Source organism: Arthrobacter sp. zg-Y40 (assembly GCF_020731535.1).
In the GTDB taxonomy this organism is placed as follows: Bacteria; Actinomycetota; Actinomycetes; order Actinomycetales; family Micrococcaceae; genus Arthrobacter_B.
In genome coordinates this window covers 402,737-419,662 of sequence record NZ_JAJFZS010000001.1, presented here as the reverse complement: position 1 = coordinate 419,662, position 16,926 = coordinate 402,737, and the positions used below count along the sequence as shown (strand labels likewise).

The following is a 16,926-nucleotide window of genomic DNA, read 5'->3' as shown; positions in this document are numbered from 1 at the left end:
ATGGGAATCCGTAAATACAAGCCGACTACCCCGGGCCGTCGCGGCTCGAGCGTAGCCGACTTCACCGAAATCACGCGGTCAACGCCGGAAAAGTCGTTGGTACGTCCGCTGCCCAAGAAGGGCGGCCGTAACAACACCGGTAAGATCACGACCAGGCACAAGGGTGGTGGACACAAGCGTCAGTACCGTCTGATCGACTTCCGTCGCCACGACAAGGACGGCGTCAACGCTCGCGTTGCCGAGATCGAATACGATCCGAACCGTACCGCCCGCATTGCGCTGCTGCACTACGTTGATGGCACCAAGCGTTACATCATTGCTCCGAACAAGCTCAAGCAGGGCGACTTCGTAGAGGCCGGCGCCGGGGCTGACATCAAGCCCGGCAACAACCTGCCGCTGCGCAACATCCCCGTGGGTACCACCATCCACGCCGTTGAACTGCGTCCGGGCGGCGGTGCCAAGATGGCCCGCTCCGCCGGTGCTTCTGTTCAGCTCGTTGCCAAGGAAGGCCGCTTCGCCCAGCTGCGTCTGCCCTCCGGTGAAATCCGCAACGTTGACGTCCGCTGCCGCGCCACGATTGGCGAGGTCGGCAACGCCGAGCAGTCCAACATCAACTGGGGCAAGGCCGGCCGTATGCGCTGGAAGGGCGTTCGCCCGACCGTCCGCGGTGTCGCCATGAACCCGGTTGACCACCCGCACGGTGGTGGTGAAGGTAAGACCTCCGGTGGACGCCACCCGGTCAACCCGAATGGTAAGCGCGAAGGCCGTACCCGCCGCCCCAATAAAGAGAGCGACAACCTCATTGTGCGTCGCCGTCGTTCCGGCAAGAACAAGCGATAGGAGCCTGGAAACATGCCACGCAGCCTGAAGAAAGGCCCCTTCGTCGACCAGCACCTGTTCCTTAAGGTAGCGGCCGAAAACGAAAAGGGCACCAAGAACGTCATCAAGACGTGGTCCCGCCGTTCGATGATCATCCCCGACATGCTCGGGCACACGATCGCCGTACACGATGGACGTAAGCACATTCCGGTGTTTGTCACCGAGTCGATGGTCGGGCATAAGCTCGGCGAATTCGCTCTGACGCGGACATTCCGCGGCCATGTGAAGGACGACCGCAAGGGCAAGCGCCGCTAGGCGCTGCTCTTTCGGCAGAAGACGAGAGAAGGAAAGCAATGGAAGCCAAGGCAATTGCGCGTCATATCCGCGTAACGCCTATGAAGGCCCGGCGCGTCGTCAACCTTGTTCGTGGCAAGCAAGCGAATGAGGCTCTGGCAATTCTGAAGTTTGCCCCCCAGGCAGCTTCGGAGCCGGTATTCAAGGTAGTTCAGTCGGCTATGGCCAATGCACGAGTCCTCGCGGACCGTGACGGCGTGGCCTTCGACGAAGGTGACCTCTACATCAGCGAAGCATTCGTTGATGAAGGACCCACCATGAAGCGGTTCCAGCCGCGGGCCCAGGGCCGCGCCTACCGCATCAACAAGCGGACCAGCCACGTCACCGTGGTAGTCGCAACCCCTACGAACGAGGAGGAACGCTAAGTGGGACAGAAGGTAAACCCGCACGGGTTCCGACTCGGCATCACCACTGACCACGTATCGCACTGGTTTGCTGACAGCAACAAGCCGGGCCAGCGTTACAAGGACTTCGTCCGCGAGGACATCAAGATCCGTCAGCTGATGTCCACTGGCATGGACCGCGCCGGCATCGCCAAGGTTGAGATCGAGCGCACCCGTGACCGTGTCCGTGTGGATATCCACACTGCACGTCCGGGCATCGTGATCGGCCGCCGCGGCGCCGAAGCAGACCGTATCCGCGGCGAGCTGGAAAAGCTCACCGGCAAGCAGGTTCAGCTGAACATCCTCGAGGTCAAGAACCCCGAGATGGAAGCCCAGCTTGTTGCCCAGGGTGTTGCTGAGCAGCTCTCTTCCCGCGTGGCTTTCCGCCGTGCGATGAAGAAGGCCATCCAGTCCGCACAGCGTGCAGGTGCAAAGGGTATCCGTATCCAGTGCTCCGGCCGTCTGGGCGGCGCCGAAATGAGCCGTTCGGAGTTCTACCGCGAAGGCCGTGTGCCCCTGCACACCCTCCGCGCGCAGATCGACTACGGCTTCTTCGAGGCCAAGACCACCTTCGGCCGCATTGGCGTGAAGGTATGGATCTACAAGGGCGACGTCACCGCTAAGGAACTGGCTGCACAGCAGGCTGCTGCACCGTCCCGCGGACGCTCCAACGACCGTCCGGGCCGCGGCCCGGCAGCCGACCGTGGCGACCGCGGCGGCGACCGCCGTCGTCGCAACGACCGCGGCGACAAGGCCGCCGCGCCTGCTGCAGAGGCTCCGGCCGCTGAGGCAGCTGCCCCCGCAGCAGAAGGAGGACAGGCTTAAATGCTTATCCCACGTCGAGTCAAGTTCCGTAAGCAGCACCACCCGGGTCGCTCCGGCGCTGCAACCGGCGGCACCGCCGTCAGCTTCGGCGAGTGGGGTATCCAGGCTCTGACGCCTGCGTACGTCACCAACCGCCAGATTGAAGCTGCGCGTATTGCCATGACACGCCACATCAAGCGTGGCGGAAAGGTCTGGATCAACATTTATCCGGACCGTCCGCTGACGAAGAAGCCGGCCGAAACCCGCATGGGTTCCGGTAAGGGTTCTCCGGAGTGGTGGGTTGCAAACGTCAAGCCGGGCCGGGTTCTGTTCGAACTCTCCGGTGTTTCTGAAGAGGTAGCTCGTGAGGCACTGCGCCTGGCGATCCATAAGCTGCCGTTGAAGGCACGCATTGTGCGTCGCGAGGGTGGTGAATAGAAATGGCAGTTGGATCAAAAGAGCTGACAACTGAGCAGCTGGACGGCTTCGATAAAGACCGTCTCGTCGAGGAACTGCGCAAGTCCAAGGAGGAGCTGTTCAACCTCCGCTTCCAGTCGGCCACCGGCCAGCTGGAAAACCACGGTCGTCTGCGTGCAGTCAAGCGCGATATCGCCCGCATCTACACGGTGCTGCGTGAGCGCGAGCTGGGCATTCGTCCCGAGGTTGCCGCTCCCGTTGAGGAAGCAGCACCCGAGGCACCGAAGAAGTCCAAGAAGAAGGCTACTGAGTCTGAATCTGAAGCCAAGGTCGCTGAGGATGATGCCAAATGAGCGAAAACAAGAATGAGGCAGCAGTGACAACTGACGCAAACGGAGCCGATGCCCGCGGGTACCGGAAGACCGCACGCGGCTACGTGGTCTCGGACAAGATGGATAAGACCATCGTTGTCGAGGTTGAAGACCGCGTGAAGCACGCCCTTTACGGCAAGGTTATTCGCCGGACTTCCAAGCGCAAGGCCCACGACGAGCAGAACGACGCCGGCATCGGCGACCTCGTTCTGATCGCCGAGACCCGGCCGCTGTCTGCGACCAAGCGGTGGCGCCTGGTCGAGATCCTCGAGAAGGCCAAGTAACCTAGTAGTAAGAAGTACCGGCCGGCCAGCCGGTGTGTCCTTCGGTCCTAGCGGACCAAGGGCACGCCGGCCCCGTCCAAGCGTGAGGGGCCCCGGCCGCGTTATCGTCTTCGATTTCGCTTCCGGGGCCTTTTCGCGATAAACTTGAAATCTTGTCTGTGCGGTGCGGAAGTGTGTCCGGAGTGCGGCCCGAATCTGGGGCCTGATCCGGCCCGGCTTCCTCACCGCCGAATGAGACAAAAGCCCGATAATCTTGTTCGACGCCGTAAAGGCAGCCTGCACTGGCGTGCGGCCTGCCGGCCAGGCGTTGAGTACCAGTATTACGGGGTCCACCCATATCCGTTCCGCAAGGCTCAGTACTGAGAACCGGCGCGACGACAGGAGTAATAAGTGATTCAGCAGGAGTCGCGACTGAAGGTCGCCGACAACACGGGTGCCAAGGAAATCTTGACCATCCGCGTTCTCGGTGGATCCGGCCGTCGCTACGCAGGCATTGGCGACACCATTGTTGCCACCGTCAAGGATGCAATTCCCGGCGGCAACGTCAAAAAGGGCGACGTGGTCAAGGCCGTCATCGTCCGTACCAAGAAGGAACGCCGCCGCCAGGACGGTTCCTACATCAAGTTCGATGAGAACGCTGCAGTGATCTTGAAGAACGACGGAGACCCCCGCGGTACCCGTATCTTCGGCCCGGTCGGCCGCGAACTTCGCGACAAGAAGTTCATGAAGATCATTTCGCTGGCTCCGGAGGTGCTGTAGTCCATGGCAAAGATCAAGAAGGGTGACCTCGTTCAGGTCATCACCGGTGCAAAGGCTGAGCGCGGCGGAGACCGCGGTAAGCAGGGCAAGGTTCTGAAGGTCTTCCCCGAGAGCAACCGCGTTCTCGTTGAAGGCATCAACCGCGTCACCAAGCACACCAAGGTTGGCCAGTCCTCCCGCGGTTCCAAGACCGGCGGCATCGAGGTTGTCGAAGCCCCGATCCACGTTTCCAACGTCGCAGTCGTCGACCCGGAGACCAAGAAGCCGACCCGCGTTGGCTTCCGCACTGAAACCGTCGAAAAGAATGGCCGTGAGCGCACTGTGCGTATCCGCGTGGCCAAGGGCTCTGGGAAGGACCTCTAATGACTGAGACTGTCACCAAGATCGTTCCCCGTCTGAAGACCCGCTACGCAGCGGAGATCAAGCAGACCCTGCAGGACGAATTCAACTACTCAAACGTCAACCAGGTTCCCCGCCTCGTCAAGGTTGTCGTGAACATGGGTGTTGGAGATGCCGCCAAGGACTCCAAGCTCATTGACGGTGCCGTCCGGGACCTCACCCAGATCACGGGCCAGAAGCCCCAGGTCACCAAGGCACGCAAGTCCATCGCACAGTTCAAGCTGCGCGAAGGCATGCCGATCGGCGCGCACGTTACCCTGCGCGGCGACCGCATGTGGGAATTCGTAGACCGCTTGGTCACCCTGGCCCTGCCCCGTATCCGTGACTTCCGCGGCCTGAACGGCAAGCAGTTCGACGGCAACGGCAACTACACGTTCGGTCTGACCGAGCAGTCGATGTTCCACGAAATCGATCAGGACAAGATCGACCGCGTACGCGGCATGGACATCACCGTGGTTACCACCGCAAAGACCGATGACGAGGGACGCGCGCTGCTGAAGGCGCTCGGCTTCCCGTTCAAATCCGAAGATTAATTACTACGTAACAGGTCCGACGGACACCCGTGAGGCAACGCCGCACGGAACTCCTGCAGGAAACCGTTACGAGGGAGGGCAAGAGCCCAAATGACAATGACAGATCCTGTCGCAGATATGCTCACGCGTCTGCGCAATGCAAACTCGGCATACCACGATTCCGTGTCCATGCCCTACAGCAAGCTCAAGGCGCGCGTTGCTGACATCCTGAAGGCCGAGGGCTATATTGCCGGCTGGAAGGAAGAAGAAGCCGAGGTCGGCAAGAAGCTGACCCTGGACCTCAAGTTCGGTCCGAACCGCGAGCGTTCCATCGCCGGTGTACGCCGCATCTCCAAGCCCGGTCTGCGCGTTTACGCGAAGTCCACCAACCTGCCGCACGTGCTGGGTGGCCTGGGTATCGCAATCCTGTCGACGTCGTCAGGTCTCCTGACCGACCGCCAGGCCGCCAAGAAGGGCGTAGGTGGGGAAGTCCTCGCCTACGTCTGGTAGCAGGGAAGGGAAAGAAAAATGTCACGTATTGGACGTCTGCCCATCCCGGTTCCTGCCGGAGTAGATATCGCCATCAACGGCAACGTTGTGTCCGTCAAGGGCGCCAAGGGCGAGCTGAGCCACACTGTGCCCAGCCCGATCACGGCTTCCCTGGAAGACGGCATCATCACCGTTGTCCGACCGAACGACGAGCGTGAATCCCGCTCCCTCCACGGCCTGACCCGCACGCTGATCAGCAACATGATCACCGGCGTGACCGAGGGCTACAAGAAGGACCTGGAAATCGTTGGTACCGGTTACCGCGTTGTAGCAAAGGGTGCGGACCTCGAGTTCGCCCTGGGCTACAGCCACCCGGTTCCCGTCACGGCCCCGGAAGGCATCACGCTTACCGTGGTAGGCCCCACGAAGGTCACCGTGTCCGGTATCGACAAGCAGCAGGTGGGCGAGGTTTCCGCCAACATCCGCAAGCTGCGTAAGCCCGACCCCTACAAGGGCAAGGGTATTCGTTACGCCGGCGAGATTGTCCGCCGCAAGGTCGGAAAGGCTGGTAAGTAACCATGGCCATCAGCATCAATAAGAAGCGAAACAGCAAGAGCAAGTCTGCCCTGCGCAGCCGTCGCCAGCTGCGTATCCGCAAGCGGATTTCCGGCACCGGGGCCCGTCCCCGCCTGGTGGTTAACCGCTCTGCCCGCCACATCTTCGTCCAGGTTGTCGATGACACCCGTGGCGTAACCGTGGCTTCCGCCTCCACCATGGAAGCGGATCTGCGTGCACTGGAAGGCGATAAGACCGCCAAGGCCAAGCGCGTTGGCGAACTCGTCGCTGAGCGGTCCAAGGCCGCCGGCGTTGAAGCCGTTGTCTTTGACCGCGGTGGTAACCGCTACCACGGCCGCATTGCTGCAGTTGCAGACGGCGCACGTGAAGGTGGGCTGGCACTGTGACCGAGGTAAACAAGGAAAAGGAAAATCAGGTGACTGAAGCTACAGCTGCTGAGGCAACTGAGACCAAGGACGCCGCAGCAACCGGTACCGACGACCGCCGCGGCGGACGTCGCGGCGAGCAGCGCTCCGGCTCCGACCGTGGAGGCCGCGGCGAACGCGGTGGCCGCGGTGGCCGCGACGGCGGACGCAACGATGACAAGGACAAGTTCATTGAACGCGTCGTTACCATCAACCGCGTTGCCAAGGTGGTCAAGGGTGGCCGTCGCTTCAGCTTCACCGCCCTCGTTGTTGTCGGTGACGGCAACGGCATGGTCGGCGTTGGCTACGGCAAGGCAAAGGAAGTTCCCTCCGCTATCGCAAAGGCTGTCGAAGAAGCCAAGAAGTCCTTCTTCCGCGTCCCGCGCATCGGTGGAACCGTCCCGCACCTCGTCCAGGGTGAAGCTGCTGCAGGCGTAGTCCTGCTGCGTCCGGCTTCCCCGGGTACCGGCGTTATCGCCGGTGGTCCGGTCCGCGCCATCCTCGAATGCGCCGGAATCCACGACGTTCTGTCCAAGTCGCTCGGATCCTCCAACGCCATCAACATCGTGCACGCCACGGTTGATGCGCTGAAGCGCCTCGAAGAGCCCCAGGCAGTGGCAGCCCGCCGCGGCCTGCCGCTGGACCAGGTTGTTCCGGCCGCAATGCTCCGCAACATGCAGAAGGCAGGTGCCTGATGATGACGACTCCGAAGAACGTCGCCGTTAGCTCGGCGCGGCTCGAAATCACTCAGATTAAGTCCACCATCGGTGGTAAGCAGAATCAGCGCGACACGCTGCGTTCACTGGGCCTGAAGCACATCGGCGACTCCGTCGTCCGTACTGCAGACGCCGTGACCGTTGGCATGATCAACACGGTTCCGCACCTCGTGAAGGTTGAGGAGGCGAAGTAACATGCCCGAAGAAATCAAGACTCTGAAGGTCCACCACCTGCGTCCGGCACCCGGTGCCAAGACGGCCAAGACCCGCGTCGGCCGCGGTGAAGGTTCCAAGGGTAAGACGGCAGGCCGCGGTACCAAGGGTACGGCTGCCCGCTACCAGGTCAAGGCCGGTTTCGCAGGCGGGCAGCTTCCGCTGCACATGCGCCTGCCGAAGCTGCGCGGCTTCAAGAACCCGTTCCGGGTCGAGTTCCAGGTCGTAAACCTGGACAAGATCTCGGAGCTGTTCCCCGAAGGCGGCGCCGTGACCATCGAAGCACTGGTTGCCAAGGGTGCGGTTCGCAAGAACCAGCCCGTGAAGGTTCTCGGCTCCGGCGATATCACCGTCAAGGTTGATATCTCCGCCAACGCCTTCTCCGCCAGCGCTGCAGAAAAGATCGCCGCAGCAGGCGGATCCACCACCGAGGTCTAAGACTTCCGTGGCGGGCCTGTTTCCCTCCCCGGCCGGGCGCACCGAGCGTGCCGGCAGGGGAGGGGTGCACGATCCCATGTTTCACCCCTGAACTCCTGGCGGGCCGGCGAACGGTCCGCCGGGAGTTCAGTTCTGTTTAACGCAACTACCGCGCCCCGTACGCCGTTAACGCAGTACGGGGTCGGAGCGGCTAGACTCTGTTTCTGTCACAAGTCCGCATGGGACTTTCCAAACTTCAGGAGGACGCTTGCTTAGCGCTATTGGCCGGGCTTTCCGGACGCCAGACCTGCGACGCAAGCTGTTGTTTACGCTGGGTATCATCACTATCTTCCGCATGGGTGCTTTTATCCCGGCCCCGGGTGTTGACTACGGCAATGTGCAGCAGTGCTTGGATCTGGGTGCCACCTCGGGTGGCATATATGAATTCGTCAACCTCTTTAGCGGCGGCGCCCTGCTGCAGGTCTCCATCTTTGCGCTCGGGATCATGCCGTACATTACGGCGAGCATCATCGTGCAGCTGCTGCGCGTGGTCATTCCGCACTTCCAGGCGCTGCATGACGAAGGCGCCCAGGGCCAGTCGAAGCTGACCCAGTACACCCGCTACCTGACCATCGCCCTTGGCCTGCTGAACGCAACCACGGTGGTTTCCCTGGCGCGCACGGGTGCCCTGTTCGGCAACCAGTGCCCGTACGACATCATTCCGGACCAGGGCATCGTCACGATCCTCCTGCTGATCATCACCCTGACCGCCGGCACCGGCGTCATCATGTGGATGGGCGAAATGGTCACGGAGAAGGGCGTGGGCAACGGCATGTCGCTGCTGATCTTCACCTCCATCGCAGCGTCCTTCCCCAGCGCCCTCGGCGCCATCATCACGTCCAAGGGCTGGACCGTGTTCCTCGGCGTGCTTGGCATCGGCATCCTCGTAGTGGCCCTGGTGGTCCTGGTCGAGCAGTCCCAGCGCCGTATTCCGGTGCAGTACGCCAAGCGCATGGTCGGGCGGCGCACCGTGGGCGGCACCAACACCTACATTCCGATCAAGGTCAACATGGCCGGCGTGATCCCCGTGATCTTCGCGTCCTCCATGCTGTACCTGCCCACGCTGATCGCGCAGTTCAACACCCCCAGCACCGGCTCGCCTGCCGGCTGGGTCGTGTGGATCAACAACCACCTGGTCAGCGGCGAGCACCCGCTCTACATGGCGGTCTACTTCCTCCTGATCGTCTTCTTCACGTACTTCTACGTCTCCATCACGTTCAACCCGGACGAGGTTTCGGAGAACATGAAGAAATACGGCGGCTTCATCCCCGGCATCCGGGCCGGCCGCCCCACCGCCGAGTACCTGCAGTACGTGCTCTCCCGGATCACGCTGCCCGGCGCCCTGTACCTGGGCTTTGTCGCCCTGATCCCGCTGATTGCTCTGGTCGTTGTTGGAGCCAACCAGAACTTCCCGTTCGGCGGAACGTCAATCCTCATCATGGTTGGTGTGGGACTGGAAACGGTTAAGCAAATTGACGCGCAGCTCCAGCAACGTCACTACGAAGGGTTATTGCGATGACAAGAATGCTCATTATCGGGCCTCCCGGGGCCGGTAAAGGAACTCAGGCCGCCCGGATATCGGACCGCCTCGGTGTCACGGCAATATCGACCGGAGACATCTTCCGCTCCCACGTCAAGGAGCTCACGCCCCTGGGCGTTGAAGCCAAGAAGTTCATCGACGCCGGAAACTTCGTCCCGGACAGCGTCACCAACGGCATGGTCCGCACCCGCCTGCAGGAGGACGACGTCGAGCGCGGTTTCCTGCTGGACGGTTACCCGCGCACTGTGGCGCAGGTCGAGGAACTGGACGACATCCTGGCCGGCAACGGCCAGAAGCTCGACGCCGTGCTGCTGCTGACCGCCGACGACGACGAACTGGTGGCGCGGCTGCTCAAGCGGGCCGAGCTTGAAGGCCGCAGCGATGACACCGAAGACGTCATCCGCCACCGGCTGGACCTCTACAAGCAGCAGACGGCCGACGTCGTTGCCCGCTACGAAGACCGGGGGATCGTCACCCGCGTGGACGGCCTCGGCGCCATCGACGAGGTCACGGAGCGGGTCATGGACGCGCTGAAGGACCTGCGCTGACACATCCGGCACGTGGCGAATGCCAGGCAGCGCCAAAGAGTTATCCGCTAGGAAGTTAGAAGACACATGTTCGGCCAGCCCCGGATCCAGTACAAGACAAATGAACAGATGCGCATCATGCGCGAAGCCGGCCTCGTGCTGATCTCCGCGCTTGACGCCGCCGTCAAGGCCGCCGATGTGGGCGTGAGTACCCGCGAGATCGACGCAGTATTCGCGGGGGTCCTGCGGGAAAAGGGAGCCACCTCCAATTTCCTGGGCTACCACGACTACCCGGCCACGGTCTGCACGTCGGTGAACGAAGAAGTTGTCCACGGCATCCCGGGGGACCGGGTGCTGCAGGACGGCGACATCATTTCCATCGACGGCGGCGCCGTGGTCCGCGGGTGGCACTCGGACTCGGCACGCACCGTGATTGTGGGTACCGCAGACCCCGAGGACCAGCGGCTCTCCGACGTCACCGAGGAAGCCATGTGGCACGGCATCGCCGCAGCCGCCAAGGGCAGGTTCGTGGGGGATATCGGAGCAGCCGTGGATGACTACGTCAGCGGGGTACCCGGCAAGCGGCTGGGGATCCTGGAGGACTATGTCGGCCACGGCATCGGTACCGAAATGCACCAGGCCCCGGATGTGCTGAACTACCGCACCGGCCACAACGGTCCGAAGCTGCGCCCGGGAATGTGCCTGGCCATCGAACCGATGCTGGTCCGCGGGAAGATCACCACCCGCACCTTGGATGATGACTGGACCGTAATCACCGAAGACGGCAGCCGGTCCAGCCAGTGGGAGCATTCCGTGGCAATTCACGAAAAGGGTATTTGGGTGCTGACCGCGCCCGACGGCGGTGCCTCCAGGCTTGAGCCGCTCGGCGTCACTCCGGTTCCCATCCCGTAGCGGGCGATCCATTGCCCATGCAGGCCCCGTTCCGGTTTGGAACGGGGCCTGCTCTCGTAGGGGAGCATCGGCTGTCCAGGCAGGATTCGGACTGGACAGGTGGAGCGATTTAACTTATGGGTCCTCTTCCCGTAGAGTTATCTGTTGGTTGTCTCTACATTCGTGCCCGGAATACCCGCCCTCGATGCCCTGTGCAGCGGAAGCGGTCTGCGGAACAGGTAGGGGAACCACAATCGAAAACCGTTCCCGGCTCAGGCCGGGGGCACAGACGTTAGCGGAGGATATGGCCAAGAAAGACGGCGTCATTGAGATCGAGGGCTCGGTCAACGAAGCCCTGCCCAACGCGATGTTCCGCGTTGAGCTGGCCAACGGCCACATTGTGCTCGCACACATCTCGGGAAAGATGCGTCAACACTACATTCGCATCCTCCCAGGAGACCGCGTTGTAGTGGAACTTAGCCCGTACGACCTCACCCGGGGTCGGATCGTCTACCGCTACAAATAAACCGCTGCAAAGACGGACGGCGGACCGGCCCAGCCGGCCTGCCCCACGTTGAAGCTCAACCCTGCAACCACGCAAAGGAACACCATGAAGGTACAGCCGAGCGTCAAGCAGATCTGCGATAAGTGCAAGGTGATTCGCCGTAACGGTCGAGTCATGGTGATCTGCGAGAACCCGCGCCACAAGCAGCGCCAGGGCTAATCAGCCGCTCTTCCGCCGAGGCCTGCAAGGGCAGCGGCAAGAGGGCCCCTTACACAGGGATCAGCCCACGCGTAGTTAATTGAATATGGCAGTGCAGCGTCAATACGCGTGACGCATACCCCCGGTACGGAGGCCGGGGACCTGGCAACAGGGACGCACTGCTTCAGACCTCCGGTAATAACCAAAGGAGAACCGCCGATATGGCACGTCTCGCTGGCGTTGACATTCCCCGCGAAAAGCGGGTAGTGATTGCGCTTACCTACATCTACGGCGTGGGCAAGACCCGTGCAGAGCAGACCCTTGCAGAGACCGGCATCAGCCCGGAAACTCGCGTCAAGGACCTCACCGACGCTGAACTCGTTCAGCTGCGTGACTACATCGAGGGCAACTTCAAGGTTGAGGGTGACCTCCGCCGTGAGGTGGCCGCCGACATCCGCCGCAAGGTCGAGATCGGCAGCTACCAGGGTATCCGCCACCGTCGTGGCATGCCCGTCCACGGTCAGCGCACGAAGACCAACGCTCGTACCCGCAAGGGCCCGAAGCGCACCGTTGCCGGTAAGAAGAAGGCCGGCCGCTAAACAGCGGTCTTACGGCCACGGCCCGAATCCGGGCCACCTAAACCAAACTCTTTGTAGGAGAAGTAATGCCCCCCAAGACTCGTGGAGCGGTCCGCAAGCCGCGTCGCAAGGATAAGAAGAATATCGCGCTCGGCCAGGCGCATATCAAGAGCACCTTCAACAACACCATCGTGTCCATCACGGACCCGTCCGGTGCTGTTATCTCATGGGCTTCCGCCGGTGAGGTTGGCTTCAAGGGCTCCCGTAAGTCCACCCCGTTCGCTGCTCAGATGGCTGCTGAAGCCGCTGCAAAGCGCGCACAGGAGCACGGCGTCCGCAAGGTCGACGTCTTCGTGAAGGGCCCGGGCTCCGGTCGCGAGACCGCCATCCGTTCGCTGCAGGCCACCGGCCTGGAGGTTGGCTCCATTCAGGACGTCACCCCGAGCGCGCACAACGGCTGCCGTCCCCCGAAGCGCCGCCGCGTCTAATCAGTCATTCGGTTCCGGTTCCCCCGGCGGGCAGGCCACTTCGGTGGCCGGCCCGCCGGAGGCCCACCGGTCCCGGGCACGTGGCTGTTAGCCGTCCAAGACGCCCGCGGAAGACCCGTCGTCGTCGTTTCCACCATTTGTGTTGCGTCATATAGCGGATGCTCGCTGAAAGGAAATGCAAGTGCTCATTGCACAGCGCCCTACCCTCACTGAAGAAGTCGTAGCCGATAACCGCTCAAGGTTCATCATCGAACCCCTGGAGCCCGGTTTCGGTTACACCCTCGGTAACTCCCTCCGTCGTACCCTGCTCTCCTCCATCCCCGGTGCCGCTGTAACCAGCATCCGGATTGACGGCGTGCTGCACGAGTTCACGACGGTTCCCGGCGTCAAGGAAGATGTCACTGAGATCATCCTGAACGTCAAGAACCTCTCGGTTTCCTCCGAGCACGACGAGCCCGTTGTGGCGTACCTGCGCAAGCAGGGCCCCGGCGTGGTGACGGCTGCGGACATCGCTCCGCCGGCCGGCGTGGAGTTCCACAACCCCGACCTGCACATCGCCACGCTGAACTCGAAGGGCAAGTTCGAACTCGAACTGACCATCGAGCGCGGCCGCGGCTACGTGTCGGCCAGCCAGAACAAGTCCGGTGACCAGGAGATCGGCCGCATCCCGGTCGACTCCATTTACTCGCCGGTCCTGAAGGTGACCTTCCGCGTGGAGGCCACCCGTGTTGAACAGCGCACCGACTTCGATCGCCTGATCGTTGACGTTGAGACCAAGGATGCCATTGCACCGCGCGACGCCGTCGCCTCTGCCGGCACCACCCTGGTTGAACTGTTCGGCCTGGCACGTGAACTCAACACCGCCGCTGAAGGTATCGAAATCGGCCCGAGCCCCACGGATGCCGCACTGGCAGCCGACATGGCCCTGCCGATCGAAGACCTCGAGCTGACCGTGCGTTCTTACAACTGCCTCAAGCGCGAAGGCATCCACACGGTGGGTGAACTCGTTGCCCGCTCCGAGGCTGACCTGATGGACATCCGCAACTTTGGCGCGAAGTCCATCGATGAGGTGAAGGCAAAGCTGGTTGAACTGGGTCTGTCCCTGAAGGATTCCCCTCCCGGGTTCGACCTGGCCGCCCGTGCCGCAGCTATTGAAGAGGACGAGTCCGAATACTCGGACGACGAGCTCTAACTGAAGCAAATTCTTGCCGGCGGGCTTTGAAAGCACCGTACGGCACCGTTTGAGGAGAAAATGTAATGCCTACACCCACCAAGGGTAAGCGCCTCGGAGGCAGCCCGGCACACCAGCGCCTGATGCTGGCCAACCTTGCCGCGCAGCTGTTCGAGCACAAGCAGATCACCACCACGGTGACCAAGGCCAAGCGTCTGCGTCCCTACGCAGAACGCCTGATCACGTTCGCTAAGCGCGGGGACCTGTCCTCACGCCGCCGCGTCCTGGCCCTGATCTCCGACAAGGGCATCGTCCACGAGCTCTTCACCGATATTGCTCCGGCAGTGGCGAAGCGCGACGGCGGTTACACCCGCATCACCAAGATCGGCAACCGCAAGGGCGACAACGCTCCCATGGCTGTCATCGAACTGGTCCTGGAACCGCTTTCGGCCAAGCAGTCGGTTGTGGCCGAGGCCAACACCGCAGCTGCCGTAGCCGCTCCGGCTCCGGTCGAAGAGTCCGCCGATTCGGCTGAGTCCGCTGAGTCTGCTGAATCAGCAGAGTCTGCCGATTCTGCTGACGAGGCAGTCGTTGTTTCCGAAGAAGCACCCGAAGCAGTCGTGGAGACCGAAGAGAAGAAGTAATTCTTCGCTGACGTCCCGGTGCCCTTAATATGGGTGCTATGACTCTTGAAAGGCCCGCCCTCCCTGAACCGGACGGCGGGCCTTTCCGCGTCCGGATGGACCTTGCCTATGACGGGGCGCCCTTCTCCGGGTGGGCCGCCCAGCCAGGCCTGTGGACCGTTCAGGGCCTCGTGGAGGATGCCCTGGCAGTACTGCTGCGCCGGCCGGTCCGTATTACCGTAGCGGGGCGGACCGACGCCGGCGTGCATGCCCGCGGGCAGGTGGTGCACTTCGATCTCACTGCCGCGGAATGGTACGGACTGGCCCGCGGAAGGGACCTGGATCCGGGCGTCTCCCTGCGGCGCAGGCTGCACGGAGTGCTGAACAAGGAGCTGACAATGGCGGCGCGGGAGGCCGGCCAGCAGCGGCGCGCAATAGATGCCCATGGCGGCGCCGTGGAGGTACTGTCGGCAGTCCCGGCCCCGGCAGGCTACGACGCCCGTTTCTCGGCCCTCTGGCGGCGGTACAGCTACCGGATATGTGACCTTCCCGAGAACCGGGACCCGCTGTCGCGGCACACCACCCTCTGGTTCAAGGCACCCCTGGACATCGGGTTGATGAACCAAGCAGCGGACGGGGTACTGGGGATCCGGGACTTCCTTTCCTTCTGCAAGCCGCGCACCGGTTCCACCACCATCCGTGAACTGCAGGAGTTCAGTTTCAGCCGCGGCGCCGACGGGGTGATCACCACCCACATACAGGCGGACGCGTTCTGCCACAACATGGTCCGCTCGCTGGTAGGCGGCTCCCTGCTCGTCGGATCGGGGGAGCGGCGTCCGCAGTGGCTCGCCGACCGCCTCGCCGCCAGGATCCGGGACTCGAAATCGCTCCTCGCGCCGCCCCATCCGCTGGTCCTGGAAGAGGTCCGCTACCCGGCAGATGCGGAACTCGCCGGCCGGGCGGAACTGACCCGGGCACACCGCGAATAGCGCCGCGGCGGGCAGCCGTCGTAAAATGAGGGCAAATCCCATATCCCGGCGCTGCGGCAGCTTTTGACCAACCTACGTAAGCAGGCTATTGTTTATAGTCGTTGTGCGTGTCCTACCTCGATAGGCCTATGCCCACGGGAGCGGCTCAGTTGCAGAGCCACCTGGCCCCGGGGAAATAGCCGAGATATCAGGACCACTGGTTACTTCAGTCCTCACCTGACCATCCGGTAACGCATAGAGAAGCTGCACTGTCCATGGCACCATGGCCAGCGCGCCACCTAAGAAGAAGAAACGAAGGCAAACACCGTGCGTACGTACACCCCGAAGCCCGGCGACATCAACCGCCAGTGGCACGTCATTGACGCCACCGACGTTGTCCTAGGCCGTCTTGCCAGCCAGACCGCAACACTGCTGCGCGGAAAGCACAAGCCGACCTTTGCTCCCCACATGGACATGGGCGATTTCGTCATCATCATCAACGCTGAGAAGGTTGCCCTCACCGGCGCCAAGCTCGAACAGAAGCGTGCCTACCGCCACTCGGGTTACCCGGGCGGCCTGTCCTCCGTCAACTACGCCGAACTGCTGGAAAAGAACCCGGTGCGCGCAGTTGAGAAGGCCATCCGCGGCATGCTGCCCAAGAACTCCCTGGCTGCTGACCAGATCAGCAAGCTGAAGGTCTACCGCGGTGCCGAGCACCCGCACGCCGCTCAGCAGCCCAAGACCTTCGAAATCACCCAGGTCGCCCAGTAGTTCTGGCCCGCCAACTAAAGAATTAATTCAAGGAGAATCGTGGCTCAGAACACTGAAGAGCTGAATGAAAACACCGAGGAGCTCACCAGCTACACCTCGGAATCCTCTGACTCGGTCCAGACCGCTGTCAAGGAACGCCCCGCCCTGACCGTCCCCGGCTCCGCCGTCGGACGCCGCAAGCAGGCCATTGCCCGCGTGCGCGTTGTCCCGGGTACCGGCAAGTGGATCGTCAACGACCGCGAGCTCGAAGACTACTTCCCGAACAAGCTGCACCAGCAGGAAGTCAACGAGCCGTTCAAGCTTCTTGACCTCGAAGGCGCCTACGACGTCATCGCCCGTATCCACGGCGGTGGCCCCTCCGGCCAGGCCGGTGCGCTGCGCCTCGGCGTTGCCCGCTCGCTGAACGAGATCGACCGCGAGAACAACCGCCCGGCCCTGAAGAAGGCAGGCTTCCTGACTCGTGACGCCCGCGTCATCGAGCGCAAGAAGGCCGGTCTCAAGAAGGCCCGCAAGGCCCCGCAGTACTCCAAGCGCTAAAAAGCGCCTACCCAAACTGCATTCGCTGGAGCGAATGCAGTTTGGGGCCCTCGGCGCTTTTTGGCGCTTGGCTCCACAAGCGCCCGGAACACTTCGTTACAGAAGCGCCGGTCAGGGTTCTATTGCACAAAAAGGCAGTCGCTGCGGCGGCT

Annotated in this window: 28 protein-coding genes; all 28 read left to right on the top strand. The window is 62.4% G+C overall.

What is annotated here, in order from left to right; all coding sequences use genetic code 11:
- The 28 genes from rplB to rpsI all read left to right on the top strand — a co-directional run bounded on the left by rplB (position 1) and on the right by rpsI (position 16,774).
- Positions 1-840, top strand: coding sequence for a 50S ribosomal protein L2 (gene rplB / locus LJ754_RS01960; RefSeq protein ID WP_146361090.1), 840 nt, complete (start codon positions 1-3; stop codon positions 838-840).
- Between the two features lie 12 nt (positions 841-852).
- Positions 853-1,134 (top strand): 30S ribosomal protein S19, encoded by a 282-nt coding sequence (gene rpsS, locus LJ754_RS01955; RefSeq protein WP_104052734.1) that lies wholly within the window; start codon positions 853-855, stop codon positions 1,132-1,134.
- 38 nt (positions 1,135-1,172) lie between these two features.
- Complete coding sequence (gene rplV, locus LJ754_RS01950; protein ID WP_227912804.1) at positions 1,173-1,538, top strand: 50S ribosomal protein L22; 366 nt, start codon at positions 1,173-1,175, stop codon at positions 1,536-1,538.
- A complete protein-coding gene (gene rpsC / locus LJ754_RS01945; RefSeq protein WP_227912805.1) occupies positions 1,539-2,381 on the top strand; it encodes a 30S ribosomal protein S3 in 843 nt (280 codons plus the stop codon).
- On the top strand, positions 2,382-2,798 hold the full coding sequence (gene rplP, locus LJ754_RS01940) for a 50S ribosomal protein L16 (RefSeq protein ID WP_146361096.1): 417 nt from the start codon (positions 2,382-2,384) through the stop codon (positions 2,796-2,798). It abuts the gene before it with no gap.
- Between the two features lie 2 nt (positions 2,799-2,800).
- Positions 2,801-3,130, top strand: a complete 330-nt coding sequence (rpmC, locus tag LJ754_RS16810) for a 50S ribosomal protein L29 (protein ID WP_269437386.1) — start codon at positions 2,801-2,803, stop codon at positions 3,128-3,130.
- Entirely contained in the window at positions 3,127-3,432 is a 306-nt protein-coding gene (rpsQ, locus tag LJ754_RS01930) for a 30S ribosomal protein S17 (RefSeq protein WP_146361100.1), read from the top strand. Before rpmC ends, rpsQ begins: the two co-directional genes overlap by 4 nt.
- A 390-nt stretch (positions 3,433-3,822) precedes the next feature.
- A complete protein-coding gene (gene rplN, locus LJ754_RS01925; RefSeq protein ID WP_055239356.1) occupies positions 3,823-4,191 on the top strand; it encodes a 50S ribosomal protein L14 in 369 nt (122 codons plus the stop codon).
- Between the two features lie 3 nt (positions 4,192-4,194).
- Positions 4,195-4,554: a 50S ribosomal protein L24 gene (gene rplX, locus LJ754_RS01920; RefSeq protein WP_227912806.1), complete on the top strand. Its 360-nt coding sequence runs from the start codon at positions 4,195-4,197 to the stop codon at positions 4,552-4,554.
- A complete protein-coding gene (gene rplE / locus LJ754_RS01915; protein ID WP_227912807.1) occupies positions 4,554-5,123 on the top strand; it encodes a 50S ribosomal protein L5 in 570 nt (189 codons plus the stop codon). The genes rplX and rplE overlap by 1 nt, the downstream gene beginning before the upstream one ends.
- Before the next feature lie 90 nt (positions 5,124-5,213).
- On the top strand, positions 5,214-5,612 hold the full coding sequence (gene rpsH / locus LJ754_RS01910) for a 30S ribosomal protein S8 (protein ID WP_146361106.1): 399 nt from the start codon (positions 5,214-5,216) through the stop codon (positions 5,610-5,612).
- Positions 5,613-5,630: 18 nt separating this feature from the next.
- Positions 5,631-6,167 (top strand): 50S ribosomal protein L6, encoded by a 537-nt coding sequence (gene rplF, locus LJ754_RS01905; RefSeq protein ID WP_227912808.1) that lies wholly within the window; start codon positions 5,631-5,633, stop codon positions 6,165-6,167.
- Positions 6,168-6,169: 2 nt separating this feature from the next.
- A complete protein-coding gene (gene rplR, locus LJ754_RS01900; RefSeq protein WP_227912809.1) occupies positions 6,170-6,553 on the top strand; it encodes a 50S ribosomal protein L18 in 384 nt (127 codons plus the stop codon).
- Between the two features lie 29 nt (positions 6,554-6,582).
- On the top strand, positions 6,583-7,266 hold the full coding sequence (rpsE, locus tag LJ754_RS01895) for a 30S ribosomal protein S5 (RefSeq protein WP_227912810.1): 684 nt from the start codon (positions 6,583-6,585) through the stop codon (positions 7,264-7,266).
- Positions 7,267-7,268: 2 nt separating this feature from the next.
- The gene (rpmD, locus tag LJ754_RS01890) at positions 7,269-7,481 is read left to right on the top strand and encodes a 50S ribosomal protein L30 (RefSeq protein ID WP_227912959.1); all 213 of its coding nucleotides are present in this window, start codon (positions 7,269-7,271) and stop codon (positions 7,479-7,481) included.
- A 1-nt stretch (position 7,482) separates the two neighbouring features.
- Positions 7,483-7,938, top strand: coding sequence for a 50S ribosomal protein L15 (gene rplO, locus LJ754_RS01885; protein WP_227912811.1), 456 nt, complete (start codon positions 7,483-7,485; stop codon positions 7,936-7,938).
- 247 nt (positions 7,939-8,185) lie between these two features.
- Positions 8,186-9,496: a preprotein translocase subunit SecY gene (gene secY / locus LJ754_RS01880; protein ID WP_227925090.1), complete on the top strand. Its 1,311-nt coding sequence runs from the start codon at positions 8,186-8,188 to the stop codon at positions 9,494-9,496.
- The gene (locus LJ754_RS01875; RefSeq protein ID WP_227912813.1) at positions 9,493-10,065 is read left to right on the top strand and encodes an adenylate kinase; all 573 of its coding nucleotides are present in this window, start codon (positions 9,493-9,495) and stop codon (positions 10,063-10,065) included. Before secY ends, LJ754_RS01875 begins: the two co-directional genes overlap by 4 nt.
- Positions 10,066-10,131: 66 nt before the next feature.
- On the top strand, positions 10,132-10,956 hold the full coding sequence (gene map, locus LJ754_RS01870; protein ID WP_227912814.1) for a type I methionyl aminopeptidase: 825 nt from the start codon (positions 10,132-10,134) through the stop codon (positions 10,954-10,956).
- Between the two features lie 283 nt (positions 10,957-11,239).
- The gene (infA, locus tag LJ754_RS01865; RefSeq protein WP_055239372.1) at positions 11,240-11,461 is read left to right on the top strand and encodes a translation initiation factor IF-1; all 222 of its coding nucleotides are present in this window, start codon (positions 11,240-11,242) and stop codon (positions 11,459-11,461) included.
- 84 nt (positions 11,462-11,545) lie between these two features.
- The gene (rpmJ, locus tag LJ754_RS01860; RefSeq protein WP_012397712.1) at positions 11,546-11,659 is read left to right on the top strand and encodes a 50S ribosomal protein L36; all 114 of its coding nucleotides are present in this window, start codon (positions 11,546-11,548) and stop codon (positions 11,657-11,659) included.
- A gap of 200 nt (positions 11,660-11,859) precedes the next feature.
- A complete protein-coding gene (gene rpsM, locus LJ754_RS01855) occupies positions 11,860-12,237 on the top strand; it encodes a 30S ribosomal protein S13 (RefSeq protein WP_146361124.1) in 378 nt (125 codons plus the stop codon).
- A 65-nt stretch (positions 12,238-12,302) separates the two neighbouring features.
- Positions 12,303-12,704, top strand: coding sequence for a 30S ribosomal protein S11 (rpsK, locus tag LJ754_RS01850; RefSeq protein WP_049829160.1), 402 nt, complete (start codon positions 12,303-12,305; stop codon positions 12,702-12,704).
- Positions 12,705-12,885: 181 nt separating this feature from the next.
- On the top strand, positions 12,886-13,896 hold the full coding sequence (locus LJ754_RS01845) for a DNA-directed RNA polymerase subunit alpha (RefSeq protein WP_227912815.1): 1,011 nt from the start codon (positions 12,886-12,888) through the stop codon (positions 13,894-13,896).
- Positions 13,897-13,961: 65 nt separating this feature from the next.
- Complete coding sequence (rplQ, locus tag LJ754_RS01840; RefSeq protein WP_227912816.1) at positions 13,962-14,519, top strand: 50S ribosomal protein L17; 558 nt, start codon at positions 13,962-13,964, stop codon at positions 14,517-14,519.
- Positions 14,520-14,557: 38 nt separating this feature from the next.
- Complete coding sequence (locus LJ754_RS01835; protein ID WP_227925089.1) at positions 14,558-15,487, top strand: tRNA pseudouridine synthase A; 930 nt, start codon at positions 14,558-14,560, stop codon at positions 15,485-15,487.
- Positions 15,488-15,793: 306 nt separating this feature from the next.
- A complete protein-coding gene (gene rplM / locus LJ754_RS01830; protein WP_146361130.1) occupies positions 15,794-16,237 on the top strand; it encodes a 50S ribosomal protein L13 in 444 nt (147 codons plus the stop codon).
- 39 nt (positions 16,238-16,276) lie between these two features.
- The gene (gene rpsI, locus LJ754_RS01825; protein WP_227912818.1) at positions 16,277-16,774 is read left to right on the top strand and encodes a 30S ribosomal protein S9; all 498 of its coding nucleotides are present in this window, start codon (positions 16,277-16,279) and stop codon (positions 16,772-16,774) included.
- Positions 16,775-16,926: the final 152 nt, after the last annotated feature.

Coding starts and splice junctions, on each gene's coding strand:
- rplB (WP_146361090.1), top strand. CDS start 1: ATGGGAATCCGTAAATACAAGCCGACTACCCCGGGCCGTCGCGGCTCG.
- rpsS (WP_104052734.1), top strand. CDS start 853: ATGCCACGCAGCCTGAAGAAAGGCCCCTTCGTCGACCAGCACCTGTTC.
- rplV (WP_227912804.1), top strand. CDS start 1,173: ATGGAAGCCAAGGCAATTGCGCGTCATATCCGCGTAACGCCTATGAAG.
- rplP (WP_146361096.1), top strand. CDS start 2,382: ATGCTTATCCCACGTCGAGTCAAGTTCCGTAAGCAGCACCACCCGGGT.
- rpmC (WP_269437386.1), top strand. CDS start 2,801: ATGGCAGTTGGATCAAAAGAGCTGACAACTGAGCAGCTGGACGGCTTC.
- rpsQ (WP_146361100.1), top strand. CDS start 3,127: ATGAGCGAAAACAAGAATGAGGCAGCAGTGACAACTGACGCAAACGGA.
- rplX (WP_227912806.1), top strand. CDS start 4,195: ATGGCAAAGATCAAGAAGGGTGACCTCGTTCAGGTCATCACCGGTGCA.
- rplE (WP_227912807.1), top strand. CDS start 4,554: ATGACTGAGACTGTCACCAAGATCGTTCCCCGTCTGAAGACCCGCTAC.
- rpsH (WP_146361106.1), top strand. CDS start 5,214: ATGACAATGACAGATCCTGTCGCAGATATGCTCACGCGTCTGCGCAAT.
- rplF (WP_227912808.1), top strand. CDS start 5,631: ATGTCACGTATTGGACGTCTGCCCATCCCGGTTCCTGCCGGAGTAGAT.
- rplR (WP_227912809.1), top strand. CDS start 6,170: ATGGCCATCAGCATCAATAAGAAGCGAAACAGCAAGAGCAAGTCTGCC.
- rpmD (WP_227912959.1), top strand. CDS start 7,269: ATGACGACTCCGAAGAACGTCGCCGTTAGCTCGGCGCGGCTCGAAATC.
- rplO (WP_227912811.1), top strand. CDS start 7,483: ATGCCCGAAGAAATCAAGACTCTGAAGGTCCACCACCTGCGTCCGGCA.
- LJ754_RS01875 (WP_227912813.1), top strand. CDS start 9,493: ATGACAAGAATGCTCATTATCGGGCCTCCCGGGGCCGGTAAAGGAACT.
- map (WP_227912814.1), top strand. CDS start 10,132: ATGTTCGGCCAGCCCCGGATCCAGTACAAGACAAATGAACAGATGCGC.
- infA (WP_055239372.1), top strand. CDS start 11,240: ATGGCCAAGAAAGACGGCGTCATTGAGATCGAGGGCTCGGTCAACGAA.
- rpmJ (WP_012397712.1), top strand. CDS start 11,546: ATGAAGGTACAGCCGAGCGTCAAGCAGATCTGCGATAAGTGCAAGGTG.
- rpsM (WP_146361124.1), top strand. CDS start 11,860: ATGGCACGTCTCGCTGGCGTTGACATTCCCCGCGAAAAGCGGGTAGTG.
- rpsK (WP_049829160.1), top strand. CDS start 12,303: ATGCCCCCCAAGACTCGTGGAGCGGTCCGCAAGCCGCGTCGCAAGGAT.
- rplQ (WP_227912816.1), top strand. CDS start 13,962: ATGCCTACACCCACCAAGGGTAAGCGCCTCGGAGGCAGCCCGGCACAC.
- LJ754_RS01835 (WP_227925089.1), top strand. CDS start 14,558: ATGACTCTTGAAAGGCCCGCCCTCCCTGAACCGGACGGCGGGCCTTTC.